The sequence below is a fragment of the Mucilaginibacter sp. 21P genome, assembly GCF_019331605.1.
GTDB lineage: Bacteria > Bacteroidota > Bacteroidia > Sphingobacteriales > Sphingobacteriaceae > Mucilaginibacter > Mucilaginibacter achroorhodeus.
Genome location: NZ_CP063061.1, coordinates 948,831 through 965,346, shown reverse-complemented (window position 1 = coordinate 965,346; position 16,516 = coordinate 948,831). Strand labels below are relative to the sequence as shown.

General features: G+C 45.1%; 10 protein-coding genes and 1 tRNA gene. 6 read left to right on the top strand and 5 right to left on the bottom strand.

Translation table 11 applies throughout. The features are described 5' to 3' along the window. Positions 1 to 246: 246 nt before the first annotated feature. Positions 247 to 320, bottom strand: a tRNA-Asp gene (locus INP83_RS04240). Between the two features lie 178 nt (positions 321 to 498). Here INP83_RS04240 and INP83_RS04235 point away from each other — a divergent pair. The 5 genes from INP83_RS04235 to INP83_RS04215 all read left to right on the top strand — a co-directional run bounded on the left by INP83_RS04235 (position 499) and on the right by INP83_RS04215 (position 9,197). Continuing rightward, on the top strand, positions 499 to 1,983 hold the full coding sequence (locus INP83_RS04235) for a xylulokinase (protein ID WP_219126418.1): 1,485 nt from the start codon (positions 499 to 501) through the stop codon (positions 1,981 to 1,983). 24 nt (positions 1,984 to 2,007) lie between these two features. Further along, on the top strand, positions 2,008 to 3,339 hold the full coding sequence (xylA, locus tag INP83_RS04230) for a xylose isomerase (RefSeq protein WP_219126417.1): 1,332 nt from the start codon (positions 2,008 to 2,010) through the stop codon (positions 3,337 to 3,339). 24 nt (positions 3,340 to 3,363) lie between these two features. Further along, entirely contained in the window at positions 3,364 to 5,049 is a 1,686-nt protein-coding gene (locus INP83_RS04225) for a sodium/solute symporter (protein ID WP_219126416.1), read from the top strand. A gap of 248 nt (positions 5,050 to 5,297) precedes the next feature. After that, positions 5,298 to 6,002: a collagen-like protein gene (locus tag INP83_RS21280; protein WP_219126415.1), complete on the top strand. Its 705-nt coding sequence runs from the start codon at positions 5,298 to 5,300 to the stop codon at positions 6,000 to 6,002. A 225-nt stretch (positions 6,003 to 6,227) separates the two neighbouring features. Then, positions 6,228 to 9,197, top strand: coding sequence for an outer membrane beta-barrel protein (locus tag INP83_RS04215; protein ID WP_219126414.1), 2,970 nt, complete (start codon positions 6,228 to 6,230; stop codon positions 9,195 to 9,197). A 57-nt stretch (positions 9,198 to 9,254) separates the two neighbouring features. Here INP83_RS04215 and INP83_RS04210 read toward each other — a convergent pair whose 3' ends face one another. Both INP83_RS04210 and INP83_RS04205 read right to left on the bottom strand, forming a co-directional pair. Continuing rightward, positions 9,255 to 9,629 (bottom strand): response regulator, encoded by a 375-nt coding sequence (locus tag INP83_RS04210; RefSeq protein ID WP_146269379.1) that lies wholly within the window; start codon positions 9,627 to 9,629, stop codon positions 9,255 to 9,257. Between the two features lie 188 nt (positions 9,630 to 9,817). Beyond that, complete coding sequence (locus INP83_RS04205) at positions 9,818 to 11,998, bottom strand: DPP IV N-terminal domain-containing protein (protein ID WP_219126413.1); 2,181 nt, start codon at positions 11,996 to 11,998, stop codon at positions 9,818 to 9,820. A gap of 90 nt (positions 11,999 to 12,088) precedes the next feature. Here INP83_RS04205 and INP83_RS04200 point away from each other — a divergent pair, with 90 nt between their 5' ends. After that, complete coding sequence (locus INP83_RS04200) at positions 12,089 to 13,624, top strand: serine hydrolase (RefSeq protein ID WP_219126412.1); 1,536 nt, start codon at positions 12,089 to 12,091, stop codon at positions 13,622 to 13,624. A gap of 159 nt (positions 13,625 to 13,783) precedes the next feature. Here INP83_RS04200 and xth read toward each other — a convergent pair whose 3' ends face one another. Beyond that, entirely contained in the window at positions 13,784 to 14,554 is a 771-nt protein-coding gene (gene xth, locus INP83_RS04195; protein ID WP_219126411.1) for an exodeoxyribonuclease III, read from the bottom strand. 48 nt (positions 14,555 to 14,602) lie between these two features. After that, complete coding sequence (locus tag INP83_RS04190) at positions 14,603 to 16,429, bottom strand: FAD-dependent oxidoreductase (protein ID WP_219126410.1); 1,827 nt, start codon at positions 16,427 to 16,429, stop codon at positions 14,603 to 14,605. Positions 16,430 to 16,516: the final 87 nt, after the last annotated feature.

Here is a 16,516-nt window from a genome sequence, read left to right as displayed (position 1 = left end):
AATTACTTAATTGCATTAATTTTGAGTTCAGATGAGCTGTTTTAAGCTCAAAAAAAATCAATACAAGTACTTTAAAATCAACTTATTACAAGCTAATTCGGTGACTAAATTAGCGAATCAAAACAGGTCACCGAATAGGTCACCGAATGAGTCATAAATGGTGGTATGAAATGAGCGGATTTGACATAAAAAAACCGCTTAAATCAATGATTTAAGCGGTTATAAACGGCTTTGATACCTTTTTAGCGGAATGGACGGGACTCGAACCCGCGACCCCATGCGTGACAGGCATGTATTCTAACCAGCTGAACTACCACTCCGTTTGGGACTGCAAATATACGCTTCGTTTTTTATTTCACAATTTTTTTTTAAAAAATCTCATTTTGCCCTTTTTTGGGCTTTATTGGCGTCAAAAACACAGTTTTTAAAAAATTAACTTAAATTCGTTTCCCGATACCCAATTATTAACCACGTCATCGCACATTTAATTTTATACCCATGCTGCTTTTAGGCATCGACATTGGTACGTCTTCTGTAAAGGTTAGCATTGTTGATGCTAATAATCAGAGCGTTATCGCATCCGCCCAATATCCCGATACAGAAGCACCCATCATTTCGCTGCAAACCGGCTGGGCCGAACAATCGCCCGATGAGTGGTGGCAGCAAACACAGCACGCCCTTGCCAGATGCCATAAAACCGGCAAGTACAATGCAAAAGATATAGCTGCTATTGGTATAGCTTACCAAATGCACGGATTGGTTTTGATTGATAAAGATCAAAATTTACTCCGCAACAGCATCATTTGGTGCGATAGCCGTGCAGTGGCATTGGGCGACCATGCCTTTAAGGCCATCGGCAAAGAGCAATGCCTAACACACATGCTTAATTCGCCGGGTAATTTTACCGCGGCAAAACTGGCCTGGGTGAAACAAAACGAGCCGGACATTTACAACCGGATAGATAAAGTGATGCTTCCGGGCGATTACATTGCGCTTAAACTTACCGGCGAGATTACTACTTCACCGTCGGCTTTATCTGAGGGCATCTTTTATGATTTTCAGGAAAACGGTATCTCAGGCGATGTAGTTAACTATTTCGGATTTGCAAGGGAATTTTTTCCTGAAATAAAACCGGTGTTTGCAGATCACGGCCGTGTATCAAAACAAGCTGCTGATCTGCTCGGTATTACTGCTGGTATCCCGGTTGCTTATAAAGCGGGCGACCAGCCCAATAATGCTCTGTCATTAAATGTGCTCAACCCGGGCGAGGTGGCAGCTAATGCAGGCACCTCAGGTGTTATTTATGGCGTAAGCGACCAGTTAAAGGCCGATCCGCAATCGAGAGTAAACACTTTTGCGCATGTTAACCACCAGGATGATCAAAATCGCCTCGGCGTATTGCTTTGCATTAATGGCACAGGCAGCTTCTACAGGTGGATAAAAAACACCTTTGCCCAAGCACTCTCTTACCAGCAAATGAATACCGAGGCTGCAAAAAGCCCTGTTGGCAGCAACGGGCTGCTCATGCTTCCGTTTGGCAATGGTGCCGAAAGAATGCTGAATAATAAACAGGCAGGAGCGCATATCCAGCATATAGATCTTAACCTTCACACCCCTGCAGACATTTTCAGAGCGGCTCAAGAGGGGATAACCTGCGCCTTAAGATACGGTTTTGATATTATGCGCGAAACGGGGATGAGTCCAACCGTAATTCGCGCTGGTAAAACCAATATGTTCTTAAGCGAGGTTTTCACACAATCTTTTGTAGATGCCACCGGCATACCTGTTGAGCTTTATGAGAATGATGGTAGCCTTGGGGCGGCTCTTGGCGCAGGTATCGGCGCAGGTATATTCGCCAGCCCTAAAGAAGCATTTGGTTCTCAAAAGAAGATCGGCACCATCGAACCCAGAGATATACAAGGCATGGAAAAAGTTTACCGGAACTGGAAAAGCTTGCTCCAAACTCATTTAGATAAAGCTTAATATTTAACAATCACATACATCGATATGAAAGTAGTAACAGGTAATAAAGAATATTTTAAAGGCATCAGCCAGATCAAATACGAGGGCGTTGAAAGCCATAATCCGCTGGCATTTCGCTGGTATGATGAGAACCGGATAATTGCTGGCAAATCCATGAAAGATCATCTGCGTTTTGCTTGTGCGTACTGGCATTCGTTCTGCGGCAACGGTGCCGATCCGTTTGGTGCTCCTACTCATCAGTTTCCATGGGACGCAAACACCTCCGATGCTGTTGCGCGCGCCAAAGACAAAATGGATGCCGCCTTTGAATTTATCACCAAAATGAACCTGCCTTACTACTGCTTCCACGATGTGGATGTGGTTGATTTTACAAACGATGTGAACGACAACGAGCGCCGCCTGCAGGCAATGGTTGAATACGCCAAACAAAAGCAGGCAGAAAGCGGTGTAAAATTACTGTGGGGTACTTCAAACCTGTTCAGCAATCCACGTTACATGAATGGTGCTGCAACCAATCCGGATTTCCAGGTGCTGGCCCATGCCGGTGCGCAGGTTAAAGCGGCTATTGATGCCACCATTGCCCTTGGCGGAGAAAATTATGTTTTCTGGGGAGGTCGCGAAGGTTATATGTCGCTGCTGAATACCGACATGGGCCGCGAACAGGACCACCTTGCCCGCTTCCTGCATACGGCAAAAGATTATGCGCGCAAACAAGGCTTCAAAGGCACTTTCTTTATTGAGCCAAAACCTTGTGAACCAACCAAACACCAGTATGATTATGACGCGGCAACAGTTTTAAGCTTCCTGCGCAAGTATGATCTGCTGAATGATTTTAAACTAAACCTTGAAGTTAACCACGCAACGCTTGCCGGCCATACCTTCCAGCATGAATTGCAGGTTGCGGCTGATGCGGGCTTATTAGGATCGATAGATGCTAACCGCGGCGATACGCAAAACGGCTGGGATACCGATCAGTTCCCTAATGATATTACGGAGGTAACAGAGTACATGCTTATCATATTGCAAGCAGGTGGCTTTGCAGGTGGCGGTATCAACTTTGATGCTAAGATCCGCCGTAACTCTACTGATCCTGCCGATCTGTTCTATGCGCATATTGGCGGCATGGATGTATTTGCACGCGCTTTGGTGACGGCTGATAACATTCTGCAAAATTCAGACTACAAAAAGATCCGCCAGGAGAGATATGCTTCTTTTGACAGTGGCAAGGGTAAAGATTTTGAATCCGGAAACCTATCATTAGAAGACCTGCACCAGTTTGCCATAGCTAACGGCGAACCTGCGGTAACAAGCGGCAAACAGGAATATTTAGAAAACCTGATAAACCGTTACATTTAACCACCAGCAAAACCAAAATTATAGATGAAGACCTTATCAAACGGCGACTACTTTGTATTCCTGATATACTTTGTTGTTGTGGCCGCTTACGGCTATTGGATATACAAGCGCAAGCACGATGCTGATGCCACCTCAAAGGATTACTTTTTAGCCGAAGGATCGCTTACCTGGTGGGCTATTGGCGCATCGCTTATCGCGTCGAATATTTCGGCAGAGCAATTTATCGGCACAAGTGGTTCGGCGTTTAAAATGGGCCTCGCCATATCTACTTACGAGTGGATGGCCGCCGCTACGCTCATTATCGTAGCCATATTTTTTATCCCGATATACCTGCGCAATAAGATCTTTACCATGCCGCAGTTCCTTAATGACAGGTATAACGGTACGGTAGCAATGGTAATGGCTATCTTCTGGTTGTTGTTATACATTGTGGTTAACCTGATGTCGATATTATACCTGGGGGCCTTGGCTATCAGCGGCATATCCGGCATTAATATTATCTGGTGCATACTTGCACTTGCTGTATTTGCTGTCATCATCACACTGGGTGGCATGAAGGTTATAGGTTACACTGATGTGATCCAGGTATTTGTATTGATACTTGGCGGGCTGGTTGCAACTTACCTTGCGCTAAACCTCATCAGCGAAAAATCGGGCACCACAGGTATGTGGAACGGGCTCAACATCATGCGCGCGGAGGCCAGCGATCACTTCCATATGATATTTGATAAGAGCAATCCAAACTACATGGAAATGCCGGGCCTATCGGTGCTTATCGGCGGCATGATCATCGTAAACTTAAACTATTGGGGTTGCAACCAGTACATCACACAAAGGGCATTGGGTGCCGATCTAAAAACAGCACGCGGCGGCATTTTATTTGCAGCATTCCTTAAATTGCTGATGCCTATCATTGTGGTAATACCGGGCATCGCCGTTTACCTGCTTTATCAAAAAGGCATGTTCCATCAGGAAATGCTTAGCTCATCAGGCGTTACAGACCCTAACAAAGCTTACCCTTCACTTTTAAATCTGTTGCCTACCGGTTTAAAGGGATTGTCGTTTGCGGCGCTTACAGCAGCAATTGTGGCCTCATTAGCAGGTAAGGCAAATAGTATTGCAACCATTTTTACGCTTGATATTTATAAGAAAGCCATTAATCCAGATGCCACTGATAAAAGGTTGGTAAGCCTGGGCAAAATATCTGTTGGGGTAGCAATGGGTTTAGGTGTAATAATGTCATTACTGATAGGTGAGCAACTAATGGGCGAGGGTAAACAAGGGTTTCAATATATCCAGGAATATACCGGCTTTGTGTCACCTGGTATATTTGCCATGTTCATCCTTGGTTTCTTCTGGAAAAAAGCCACTTCAAATGCAGCATTGTTTGCTACCATTGGTGGTTTTATTTTCTCATGTTTCTTCAAGTTCTTACCTCAAATAGCCGATCTTTCGTTCCTTGCACCATTTGGCTTTTCAAAGGATAATGGCAAAGGGGTTTATGAGATACCTTTTATTGACAGGATGGGCTTCGTGTTTGTTTTGTGCGTGATAGGGATGTACATTATTTCTATGATCGACCAAGCAAAGGGCGTTAAAACCAAAGGACTTGAGGTTGATGCATCGATGTTTAAAACATCGCGTGCGTTTACCGCAGGTGCCATTATCGTAGGCGGTATTATCGTAGCGCTGTATTCATTCTTCTGGTAAAAAGTCTTGATCAATATCGAAGGCGGCCTTGTGCCGCCTTTTTTTGTTTGATATATACTGTAATCAAAAGTAACTCAATACACTTTCTTTAAATAGTAACTTGTTACACCTGTTAGTTAGAAGGCTATAAACGAGTGTAAAGCAGATTTATTTCATGGGTCAACCCTTTTTTGAAACTTAATGTTAAAGGCCTCGTAGAAGGCTAATACACTAATTCAAAATCCTCACACAATAAAGAATACTTCCTCATGAAAAAATCTAAACTACTACTAACAGCCATTGCGTTATGCTGCCTTAGCCTTGGTGCCTGCAAAAAATCTACCACACCCGGCCCGCAAGGACCTAAGGGCGATGTTGGCGCAACAGGTGAAAAAGGTGATACCGGTCCGCAAGGGCCAACCGGAGCCACGGGTGCAACTGGTGCTACCGGAGCCAATGGCACTAATGGTACCAACGGAGCCAAAGGAGATACAGGCGCTACGGGAGCCACAGGTGCAACTGGTGCTACCGGAGCCACAGGCGCAACCGGTGCTACGGGCGCTGCAGGCGCAAACGGAAAAGATGGTGTTGATGGTAAAGATGGGAATGCCAATATACAAAGCTTTTTGTTGAGTAACAGGGGCGTAACACTTACAGGCTTTACCCGCCTGTCAATACCGGCAATTACCCAGGATATAGTAGACAAAGGCATTGTGCTTGTTTATTTCAGGGTTACCGGGCAAACCACCTCTTATTATTCGTTACCGTACAATGAAACAGACCGCTCTATAAGCGTATCAAATTATGGGGTAGGTTATGTGGATATTAAAGCCAACTTTACTGTTGCATCAGGCCTTGATTTCCGCGTTGTGGTAATACCTGGATCAACACTTGGCAGCCTTGGCGTTAATCACCCTGGCTTAAACCTCCGCAGCTTTAGCGAGGTAGCGTCAGCCTTCGGACTAAGAAATTAGCATACAGGCAGTTATTGTCTTTATTTCGATACATTTAATCTAAACTTTCACTATCAGCCCCGCTTTGGCGGGGCTTTTATTTTATTTATGTAACAATCGTATCGCTTACATATTATAATATGTAACAATGATATGATTATTAATTTTTGAGTAGTATTTAATGAACATTTGCACAATAAATGCTATTTGCAGTATACAAACCCCTGCTACAAAAGAAATTATTTTATGAAGTACATCTATTTAATATTAGCACTTACCGGCTTAAGCTTTTTGCAGGCTTCTGCCCAAACAGCACGGCCTTTGAGCGGTACAGTTATCGACTCAACAAAACTTACCCTGCCGGGCAGCAGCGTAAAATATAAAGATGAGCTTGGCGACAGTACCGTTACCAGCACTGACGTAAACGGCAAGTTCACCTTCCCGGCTGTAAAGGGTAATAAGATCACCTTAACTATCAGCTCGATAGGTTACCAGGGCATTATTAAACATTACACTATCCCCGCCGATGGCAAAGCGGTTGCTTTAGACCCTATTGTACTTAAATCATCTGTAAGGCAATTAGGTGCGGTAACCATCGTAGGTGTTAACCCGGTTGTATTTAAGGAGGATACCGTGCAGTATTCGGTTAGTGCATACAAGGTACGCGAGAACGCGCCCATTGAGGATGTGATCAAAAAAATACCCGGCATTGATGTGGATAAAGACGGTAACGTTACCGCCCAGGGCAAACAGGTTACCAAGGTGCGCGTAAATGGTAAAGACTTTTTTGGCGGCGATGTGCAAAGCGCTACCAAAAACCTGCCTGCCGACGTAATTGAGAGCGTACAGATAGTCGACGACTACGGCGACCAGGCCAACCTTACCGGCATCAAAACCGGTGAGCCTAATAAGATATTAAACTTCACTATCCGTAAGGATAAAAACTACGGCTATTTTGGTCAAGCAACGGCAGGTGATGGCCGTGACCTTTTACCGAAAGAAGCAGATGCCGATGTTAAGAACGAAAACCGCTACGTAGGCCTGTTAAACATTTTTAAATTTAAAGGCGACCAGCAAATAGCCCTATTAGGTAGCATTAACAATACCAACGTCAACACCTTTAGTTATGGCACACCTACCACGGGAGGTGGCGGCGGCGGTTTTGGCGGCGGCGGTGGTGGCCGTGGTAACGCGTTGCGTGGTGGCAATAACGGCTCTACAACCAACGCTAATGGTATCACCAACGCTCACTCTATCGGTTTAAACTTTAGGGACCAGTGGGGCAAAGCACTTTCGGTATATGGTAGCTACAGCTTTACAGATAACACTACTTTCACTAACTCAACCGTTATTCAAAAGAATAACTCGTTAGATGCAAGCACCAGTAACCAACAAAGCCAAACCACCAGCAACCCTACCAACCACCGCTTTAATTTTAATCTGGAGTGGAAACCGGATACGCTGAACTATTTGAAAGTTACACCAACCTTTACCTATGCTGGCAGTGATGTAAGTAGTGTTGATAACGTAATTTCGCAACGTACCAACCAAAGTGGCCAACCGTTTACCAATCTGGCTTATACATCAACGTCCACAACCAATTCTGTATCTCCAAATTATGGCCTTACAGGTTTTTACAATCGCCGTTTTAAAAACAGCAAACGCAATTTAAACATCGGTTTTAGCGCCAGTACAGGTTACACCTATCAATTTGATAACCCGATATATAACTACACCGCCGGTGCCGGTACCGCCCCTGCAAACCAGGTTACCTATACCGATAGCAAGAACCATAGCTATGGTGTAAACGGTTCATACCTGGAGCCGATAGGCAAGGTGTCTTTCCTGGAGTTAAATTATGCCCTAAATTATAGCTTTACCTCGAGCGATAAAGAGGCCGATACCGTTTATGCATTAGACCCAACCCGTTACCACAGGTATGATCTTTTAAGCAACCGCTATCAATATACTTTTACAACCAACCGTTTCGGATTAAACTACCGCATTATCGAGAAAAAATACAACGTAACCCTGGGTATTGGTGGCCAGCCTGCAAAACTGGATGGCGTAAATTTGTTCACTAACGTTAGAACAAGCATATCAACATTCAATGTTATACCGGCTGCAAGTTTCAATTACATGTTCTCGCGCAGCCAGGCATTACGCTTTAACTACAACGGCGCAAGCAACCAGCCAACGTTTGATCAATTACAACCGGTAATTGACTTTACAAACGCACTTTACCCGGTACAGGGTAACCCTAATCTTAAGCCCGAGTTTTCTAACAACTTATCGTTGCGTTACAATGCGTTCAGTTTTCAAACGGGTAATATCTTTTTCATCAACGCAAACTATACGCAAACCGATCATAAAATTGTCCAGAACGTAGTGTTTTATCCGGCAAGGTTTACTGCCGCAACATTAGCTGCCAATCCTGATCTGAAAAAATATCAAAACACCAACCTTGTGCAATATTTAAATGCAGATGGTTACTATACCTACGGAGCCAACGTGCTTTACTCGAAACCATGGAAAGAGCGTAGGTACACATTGATATTTGGCTCAGGAATCAGTTATACCAACAATGTTGGTTACACCCAAACGGTAGATTCGCTGAATAACACGTCACCTTTAGCTAAAAACATTGCTAAAACTTTAACCGTTACCCCGCAGCTACGTTTCCGTGTAAACATCAATGATGTGATAGACGCTGAAGCCTTTTCAAGATTGTCTTTAAACAAAATAGATAATACCTTGCTAACAGCCGGCACTCAAAATACCAATATCAGATCTTTAGACTTAGGTGTTAACGGTAAAAATTATGTTTGGAAAGACTGGACTTTCTCTTACGATTATACCAAAACACTCAACTACGGCTACGACTCAAAGCTGAACGTAAAAAATCCCAACATATTTAACGCTTACGTAGAGCGCCGTTTCCTTAAGGATTATCGCGGCACCTTACGCTTAGCCATGTATGATATATTTAATGAGAACACCGGCTTCTCTGTTACCAACACAGGTAGCATCGTAACTCAAACCAACGTTAACAGGCTTGGCCGTTACGCGTTGCTAACGTTCACTTACCGTTTGCAGAAATTTGCGGGTAAAGCCCCATCTAATCCTGAAAGAGGTTTCCGCGGTGGCGATCGCCCTGGCGGTGGCCCTCCGGGTGGTGGCATGGGTGGCCCTCCTCCGGGTGGTGGCCCAATGTAATATAAAAAAGAAGACCCCGCTGTTCGGTAGCGGGGTCTTCTTTTTTATATGATCTAATCAGTGATTCACCAGTACGGTATTGATCACTTTTTCTAACTCTTCAAGGTCGAAAGGTTTTGCCAGGTAAGCCTCGGCACCAGCATGGTCTGCCAATAATTGGATATCGCTATTGGCAGAAAAATATACCACCGGGATGTGTTTCAGCTTCTCATCCTTCTTTAGGGTCTGAGTTGCAATAATACCACCTGCATCAGGTATCCAGTTGTCCATTAAAACAACATCAGGTATCACGGCACCAACTTTTTCTACAATGTTATTACAGTCTGTATGGGTATGAACCTCCCATCCCTGTTCTTCGAGAATGTAATTGCAGATAGAAAGGATATCCTCATCGTCATCAAAAATGATGATCTTTTTAATGGTTTCGCTCATGGGTAATGTAGATGGTGAAACTATAAAGAAGTTTTAAAAAAAGCAAATTTTTTAATTAGGGGTGAAACCGCGCCGAAACCCATTTTTTCACCTACGCGCTATGTAACATAAAACTTTTTAGAGTGTTTTAAAAAAGCACAAAAAAACCTGCTTTAATAAAGCAGGTTTAATTTTTTTAACTCTAAGTATTATTTGGCTCCCGGCGGGCAATGCTCCCGCAGGTATTTGGTGTAAAGCGTTCTTAAGTGCGTACCGGTGCCCGGGCCTTCAGATATGCTGTGCGTACGGTTAGGGTACGACATTAATTGAAACTGTTTATTATACTTAACCAGTTCGTTTATCAGCTCCTCGGCATTCTTGTAATGCACGTTATCATCGCCTGTACCATGTATGTAAAGCAGGTTACCTCTCAGGTTTTTTGCATAGGTAATGGGCGAGCCTTTGATGAATGGCGCACGGCCTTCTTCGTTGGTTGGCACACCCATGTAGCGCTCCTGGTAAATATTATCGTAAGTAAGCTGGTCGCCAACGGCTGCAATGGCAATACCTGTTTTATAGATCTCAGGGTATTGGAACATCAGGTTAAGGGTTGATGAACCACCACCGCTCCAGCCCCAAACTGCCACGCGGCTGCTATCAACATATGGCCATTTCATTATCTCTTTTGCGCCCATTGCCTGGTCGCGGATGTTGATGATACCGATGTTCTTATAAATCGCCTTTCGCCATGCAGCACCTTTTGGTGCAGGTGCGCCACGGTTTTCTAACGATATGTAGATGTAACCATCGCCTGCCATATCGCCTGCGTAAAGGAAATCACGGCCTGCGCCATAAGTATCCGTTACAGTTTGTGAAGCCGGCTCGCCGTATACATAAAAAACTACCGGGTATTTCTTGCTTGGGTCAAAGTTGGTTGGCTTTTTCATCCAGCCGTCCAGTTCAACACCGTCAACCGTTTTCACTTTAAAAAACTCGGTTTTATTCTGGGCATCCACATCAAGCTTAATATTATCACCGCTGATGTGTTGATGATCAGGAAGGCTCACTACCTCGCTTTGCGGGCGGGTGTATGCGTTTGAAAAATTATGCATGGCCAATTTACCGCCCGGCGCCACTTCGTAATCATGCGTACCGGGTTGCGTGGCGGGGCTAAGGCGCTCTTCTCTGCCGCCGTTTATCTTAATGCGATACAAGTAGCTTTGAGTTGCATTAGTTGGTGATGCTGTAAAGTAAATGTAACCACTGGCCTCGTCTATCAGTTTGATGCCGGTGATATCATAGTTGCCTTTGGTCACCAGTGTTTCTTTGCCCTCGCGGGTTATTCTATAGATGTGTCTCCAGCCGTCCTTTTCGCTCACCCACAAAAATTCTTTGCCTTTGTTAAGCCATTCCCAACCAACCGGGTTACCTTCGTTCCAGCGCGCTTTACCGTCTATCCACGCTTTGTCTGTTTCCTGGTGAATAACGCGGGTTGTACCGTTAGATATGTTACCGATAAATACTTTACTTTCTGTTTGTGCGCGGTTAAGTTGCTCCAAAATTATCTCGTTAGGGTTTGTAGAAAACTCCATACGGGTAATGTAGTGCTGCACAGCATCGCCGGGCACAGCCATCCATTTATTGCCAGCGGTGTTAACATCAACTACACCAATGCGGCACATGCTTGGGTCTTCGCCTGCCACCGGGTATTCCACCGGGATGGTGAACGAGTAAGTAGAATCCGTAGTGTTCAGCATAAGGTAGTTCTTAATCTTGGTTGCATCTATCTGCCAGTAAGCAATGTTACGGCTATCCGGCGACCAGCGGAAACCATCCCTGCAGTCAAACTCCTCTTCGTAAGCCCAGTCAAAAGTTCCGTTTATAAGCCTTTTTGTGCCATCATTAGTTAATTTTTTGATACTGTTATCGGCAAGGGTTTCTACATAGATATTGTGCTCGCTTACATAAGCAACCTTGCTGCCATCCGGAGAGAATTTGGCAAACATTAATGATGATGCAGGCAGGCCTTTACCTAACTGTACCAGGCTTTTCTTGTTAGCATCATACACCCAGTAATCGCCGCGGGTATCATAACGCCATACCTTTTTTGTGTTGTTGTTTATCAGCACCTTTTGCCCATCATCTGAAAGGCTGAAACGGCGTATACCTATGGCAGGTTTGCCTTGCGGGGTAAGCATATCCTTGGTTATCCAGGCAGTTTGCTTGCTATCATCGCGGGCATCAACCTTAAATATTTCTCCGCTTTTTATCTGATAATATTGGCTGCCGTCTTTAGTCCAGTTAATGCTTTGCGCTTTGGTAGTCTGCCAGCCCATAGGCACAAGCAATACCAGCGCAAACCATTTTTTACAGTAAAACCTTATGTTCATTACGGTTAATTTGATTTGTTATATAAAATAAATAATGGTGCAGTAAAAATTGCGTTAAATTAGCATTTTAAAGCTTAAGCTAACAAGTTGATGAAAAAATTACGCCTGCTTTTCTTATTCGTACTGGTAACCGATCTTTCGGCAAATGCACAAAAGATCGATCGTAGTAAGTTTATAACCGATAGCTTGGATAGCTACATTAACCGTGCACTAACCAACTGGCGCATACCCGGTGCTGCGGTTTGTATTGTTAAGGATGGCAAGATAGTGATGATGAAGGGCTATGGCATTAAGGAGCTTGGCCTGCCCAATAAGGTAGATGCAAATACGCTGTTCATGATAGGCAGTAACACCAAAGCCTTCACGGCAACCGCTTTAGCAATGTTACAAGCCGATAAAAAGATCTCACTTGATGACCGCGTTACCAAATACATCCCCGAGTTTAAGCTGGAGAACCATGCAGCGGGCGAACAGGCCATCATCAAAGACCTGCTATGCCACCGCCTGGGTTTTCGCACGTTTCAGGGCGATTTTACTTTTTATAACAGTAACCTAAGCCGCCACGAGATCATCGAGAAGCTTGGTAAAATGAAGGCTACCTATCCTTTCCGTACCACATGGGGCTATACCAATGCTGCTTTCTTAACTGCAGGCGAGATCATCAATCGCGCCGTTGGAAAACAATGGGAAACCTATTTAAAGGAAAGCATTTTTACACCGCTTGGCATGAGCAACACCCTGGCTTTAACTGCCGATATGCCTAAAGCAACCAACCGCACCGTACCACATACTTTGGTTGACGGCCGCTTAACCGCCTTACCTTATGCCACACTTGATGGACTTGCACCGGCGGGCGCCATCAGCTCATCAGCTAATGATATGGGCAAATGGGTAATGGCTTTGCTGGATAATGGCAAAGTGGGCAACAAACAAGTGATCCCAGCAGCAGCAATAGCTGCTACACGGCAAGCACAAGACTATGTAAGCAATGTAAACCACCTGAACGGCGACAGCGGATTTGAGCTTTATGGTTTAGGCTGGTTTCTGCAGGACTATTGCGGCAAACGCCTGGTAATGCACGATGGTGGGGTTACCGGCTACGTATCTTCGGTAACCATAGTACCAAGCGAAAAATTGGGTATTGTGATTTTAACCAATACCGATGCCAACGCGCTTTATGAAGCTTTACGCTGGGATATTTTAGATGCTTATTTGGGTAACAAAAACTATCATTACAATGATGTTTACCTGGCTTACAACAAAACCAATACGGCTACCATGCAGGCTATTGACAAGCAAAAACGCGATACTGTGATGATGAACCTGAAGCCGCAACTATCCATTGGCAAATACACGGGTAAGTATTATAACGACCTGTACGGCAACATGACCATTGAGCGGGGCGAGGAAGGCAACCAGCTTGAAGCACGCTTTGAGCATCACCCAAAAATGTACGCCAAGATGATGCCTTTGGGTGGTAACAGGTTTGAGGTGGAGTTCTCGGATCCAACTTTTGGAAAATCTGTTTTCCCATTCTTTGTTAAAGACGGCAAAGTGACCGGCATACGCGTAAAAGTTGCTGATTTTGTTGAGAAAGACCCTTACGATTTTAGGAAACTGGATTGATATTAATCCTTGCCATGCTGAACGCAATGAAGCGTCTTTCCGGTTGTATGGCAGCCTTTAGATGCTTCGCTGTCGCTCAGAATGACATTGACTATTATTCCCAAATCGAATAATTAGCGTTCACGGTGTTCACAAGTGTTCATGGCGTGAACGTGAACACTAATCTAAGGCTATCCAAACAGGTGCATGGTCGCTGGTTTTCTCCCATCCGCGTACATTTTTGTCAACTCCGGCAGCCTTCAAGCGCCCAACTAACCCCGGACTAAGCAGGAAGTGATCTATTCTTAAGCCCGCATTTCGCCCGTAAGCATTGCGGAAATAGTCCCAAAAGGTATAGATGGTTTCATCAGGGTAGAGTTTACGCAGGGCATCCGTCCAACCCTGGTCAACCAGCTTTTTAAAGGCGGCACGCGTTTCCGGCCTAAACAGGGCATCCTCTACCCAGCGCTCAGGTTTGTAAACGTCCTTTTCTGTTGGCATTACGTTGTAGTCACCGGTTAAAATTACTGGCTTACCGCTGGCTAATAGATTGGCAGCATGCTTGGTGAGGCGTTCAAACCAGGCCAGCTTGTAATCGAACTTTGGCCCCGGCGCAGGGTTGCCGTTAGGCAGGTATAAGCCACCAACGGTAATGCCGCCCACTTCGGCCTCAATGTAGCGGCTGTGCAGATCCTCGGGGTCGCCGGGCAAACCGCGGCGCGTTTCTTTGATCTCCAAACCCTTTGCCAGTATGGCAACGCCATTCCAGCTTTTTTGCCCATGCCATATCGCATTGTACCCTGCATCGATAATGGCCTGCTCAGGGAACTTCTCCTGTGGTGCTTTCAGTTCCTGCAGGCAAACAATATCGGGCTGCGTCTCCTGCAACCAGCGCAGTAATACCGGCAGGCGGCCGTTTACGCCATTAACGTTATAGGTAGCAATTTTCATCGGGATGGTGTTTACTCAAATATATTGTAAATAAAGCAACGCCGATGTTTAGTTCAGAATTTTCCCGCTCATATCCACCTTGCGTGCAAACGGGTTGATAAAACGGTTGGCCAGCACCGCAAATTCGCGGCGGGTAATGGGGCGGTCGGGTTTAAATTCTGTATCGAATTTATAATAACTCTTCCAGCTTTTTTGCAAGGCATCGCGCAGGTTTTCCGGGTCGCGCAGGTTCATGTTACTGATGAACGAGATAAGGTTGCCTACGGTAAAAAACTGTCCCGGTTTTTCCTGGTTAAACCAAATGAAAGACCTTGAATAGATCTCATCGAAAAACGGTTTCACTTCTGCTGTGGTAACCAAGCTATCGGGCATAAACAATACATCAGCTTTACTGCCGGTTATTTTCTGTACACCTTTCAACATTCCAGTTGCGCCTACCTGCTGTATGGCCCGCCAGGCAGGGTCTGATTGCTTTATATCAGCAAATGGCATTAGGTAGCCTTTAAAATCCAATATTTCTCCCTGTATAACCCGTGGCTGCAGGTTCTTTGTTGTGGTGCCGAAGAACACACAAAATGCCGCAGCAGCGCCTACGCCCTGGCCCAAGGTCATTTGCACGGCTGGGTCAGTAACCGCGCCATTAACCAGGTGAGTGACTGACAAAGCCTTTTCCGTAATAAATAAATTCTCCTGGTCTTTTACAACAATAGCGCCCAGCGGTATGCTAAATGCCGGGAACGGTGGATAATTGATGTGCGGCACACCTGCCTCGCTGTAATGCTGGCCGGGCACTGCATCGCTTACGGCAATTGCAGTGCGGTAAAGTTGCGAACCCCTATCGTAGGGTGTGTAAATGTCATCGATCACCATACGCACCAGTCCGGCTCCGCGGCGGTTTTCCCGGATATACGGCTGGTATGGCAAGTGGTCGGCAGTTTTAAAATCATCGGCAAAGCCGAGATTTTTTAATCCTCGTTCTATCTGTAAATAATAGATCAGTCCTAAAGTATGCAGCCTTGCCTTGGCAAATGATTCGGCACGATGCTCGGGCCGCAGATCTTCGCTGGTTACCGAATACTGGCTTGCGCAATTGTCCCAGTTGACCATGTATTTATCATTGGGCAGCTTAGTTGCATTCAGCATCTTTTTGATATCTACGCTTTTTAGACAAACATATTTCAAAGCATCATAGCCCTCGGGTTTAGAAATGGTGTGGTCTGTATTCCTGCCGAAATCCTTCAGAATAGAAATATAACTGATGTCTTCAATCTGATTGGTTGCATTAGCCGGCGCAAGCGCCTCTTTTGTATCAGCGCGACTGTCAAACCCGGCAGTCATTAATACGTTTAGCTTGCTCACAACATCGCCCATTTCGGTGGCGTCAATCAAGGCTTTGGCTTTAACGGTTACTTTTCCTTTATTCTCCACGATAGTTACTTCCCAGCCGGTACCATCTTTCTTTACATCAATAAAAGGGGTGTTTAGTTTTAAGGTGAGATTCTTAACCGTGTCCGTCAGTTTTTTGAGGATCGCCGCTCCCATAGCAGGCTCAAAAGCAAGCGGTGCAGTAGCTGTTGTATCATATCCGAGGCGCAATTTATAAACATCTACCACGCGTTTGCGAAACTCACCATAAATACCAGATGGAAAATTACGATTGCTTTGCAGGTAACAATATCCTGAAGATGTCAGACTGCCGCCCAGCCAGTTGCCTTGTTCTATCAACAGCGTTTTCACCTTGCTGCGGGCACTTTGTATCGCTGCCGAAACACCGCTTGCACCACCGCCTATCACAAGCACGTCGGTCTTTATGGTTTCAGCATAAGTGGTAACGCAACCAAGGCAAAGCAAAAACAGAAGTAACTTTTTTATCATCAGCGCAGCGAATTTAGCGGATTGGTTGATTAGTTCATGAGAGATTAGTTGAAAAGTTTTAGTTTAGCAATTGTAGATCTGCCAACA

Excerpts from the sequence above, each read along its gene's own strand:
- INP83_RS04235 (WP_219126418.1), top strand. The coding sequence starts at position 499 with ATGCTGCTTTTAGGCATCGACATTGGTACGTCTTCTGTAAAGGTTAGC.
- xylA (WP_219126417.1), top strand. The coding sequence starts at position 2,008 with ATGAAAGTAGTAACAGGTAATAAAGAATATTTTAAAGGCATCAGCCAG.
- INP83_RS04225 (WP_219126416.1), top strand. The coding sequence starts at position 3,364 with ATGAAGACCTTATCAAACGGCGACTACTTTGTATTCCTGATATACTTT.
- INP83_RS21280 (WP_219126415.1), top strand. The coding sequence starts at position 5,298 with ATGAAAAAATCTAAACTACTACTAACAGCCATTGCGTTATGCTGCCTT.
- INP83_RS04215 (WP_219126414.1), top strand. The coding sequence starts at position 6,228 with ATGAAGTACATCTATTTAATATTAGCACTTACCGGCTTAAGCTTTTTG.
- INP83_RS04210 (WP_146269379.1), bottom strand. The coding sequence starts at position 9,629 with ATGAGCGAAACCATTAAAAAGATCATCATTTTTGATGACGATGAGGAT.
- INP83_RS04205 (WP_219126413.1), bottom strand. The coding sequence starts at position 11,998 with ATGAACATAAGGTTTTACTGTAAAAAATGGTTTGCGCTGGTATTGCTT.
- INP83_RS04200 (WP_219126412.1), top strand. The coding sequence starts at position 12,089 with ATGAAAAAATTACGCCTGCTTTTCTTATTCGTACTGGTAACCGATCTT.
- xth (WP_219126411.1), bottom strand. The coding sequence starts at position 14,554 with ATGAAAATTGCTACCTATAACGTTAATGGCGTAAACGGCCGCCTGCCG.
- INP83_RS04190 (WP_219126410.1), bottom strand. The coding sequence starts at position 16,429 with ATGATAAAAAAGTTACTTCTGTTTTTGCTTTGCCTTGGTTGCGTTACC.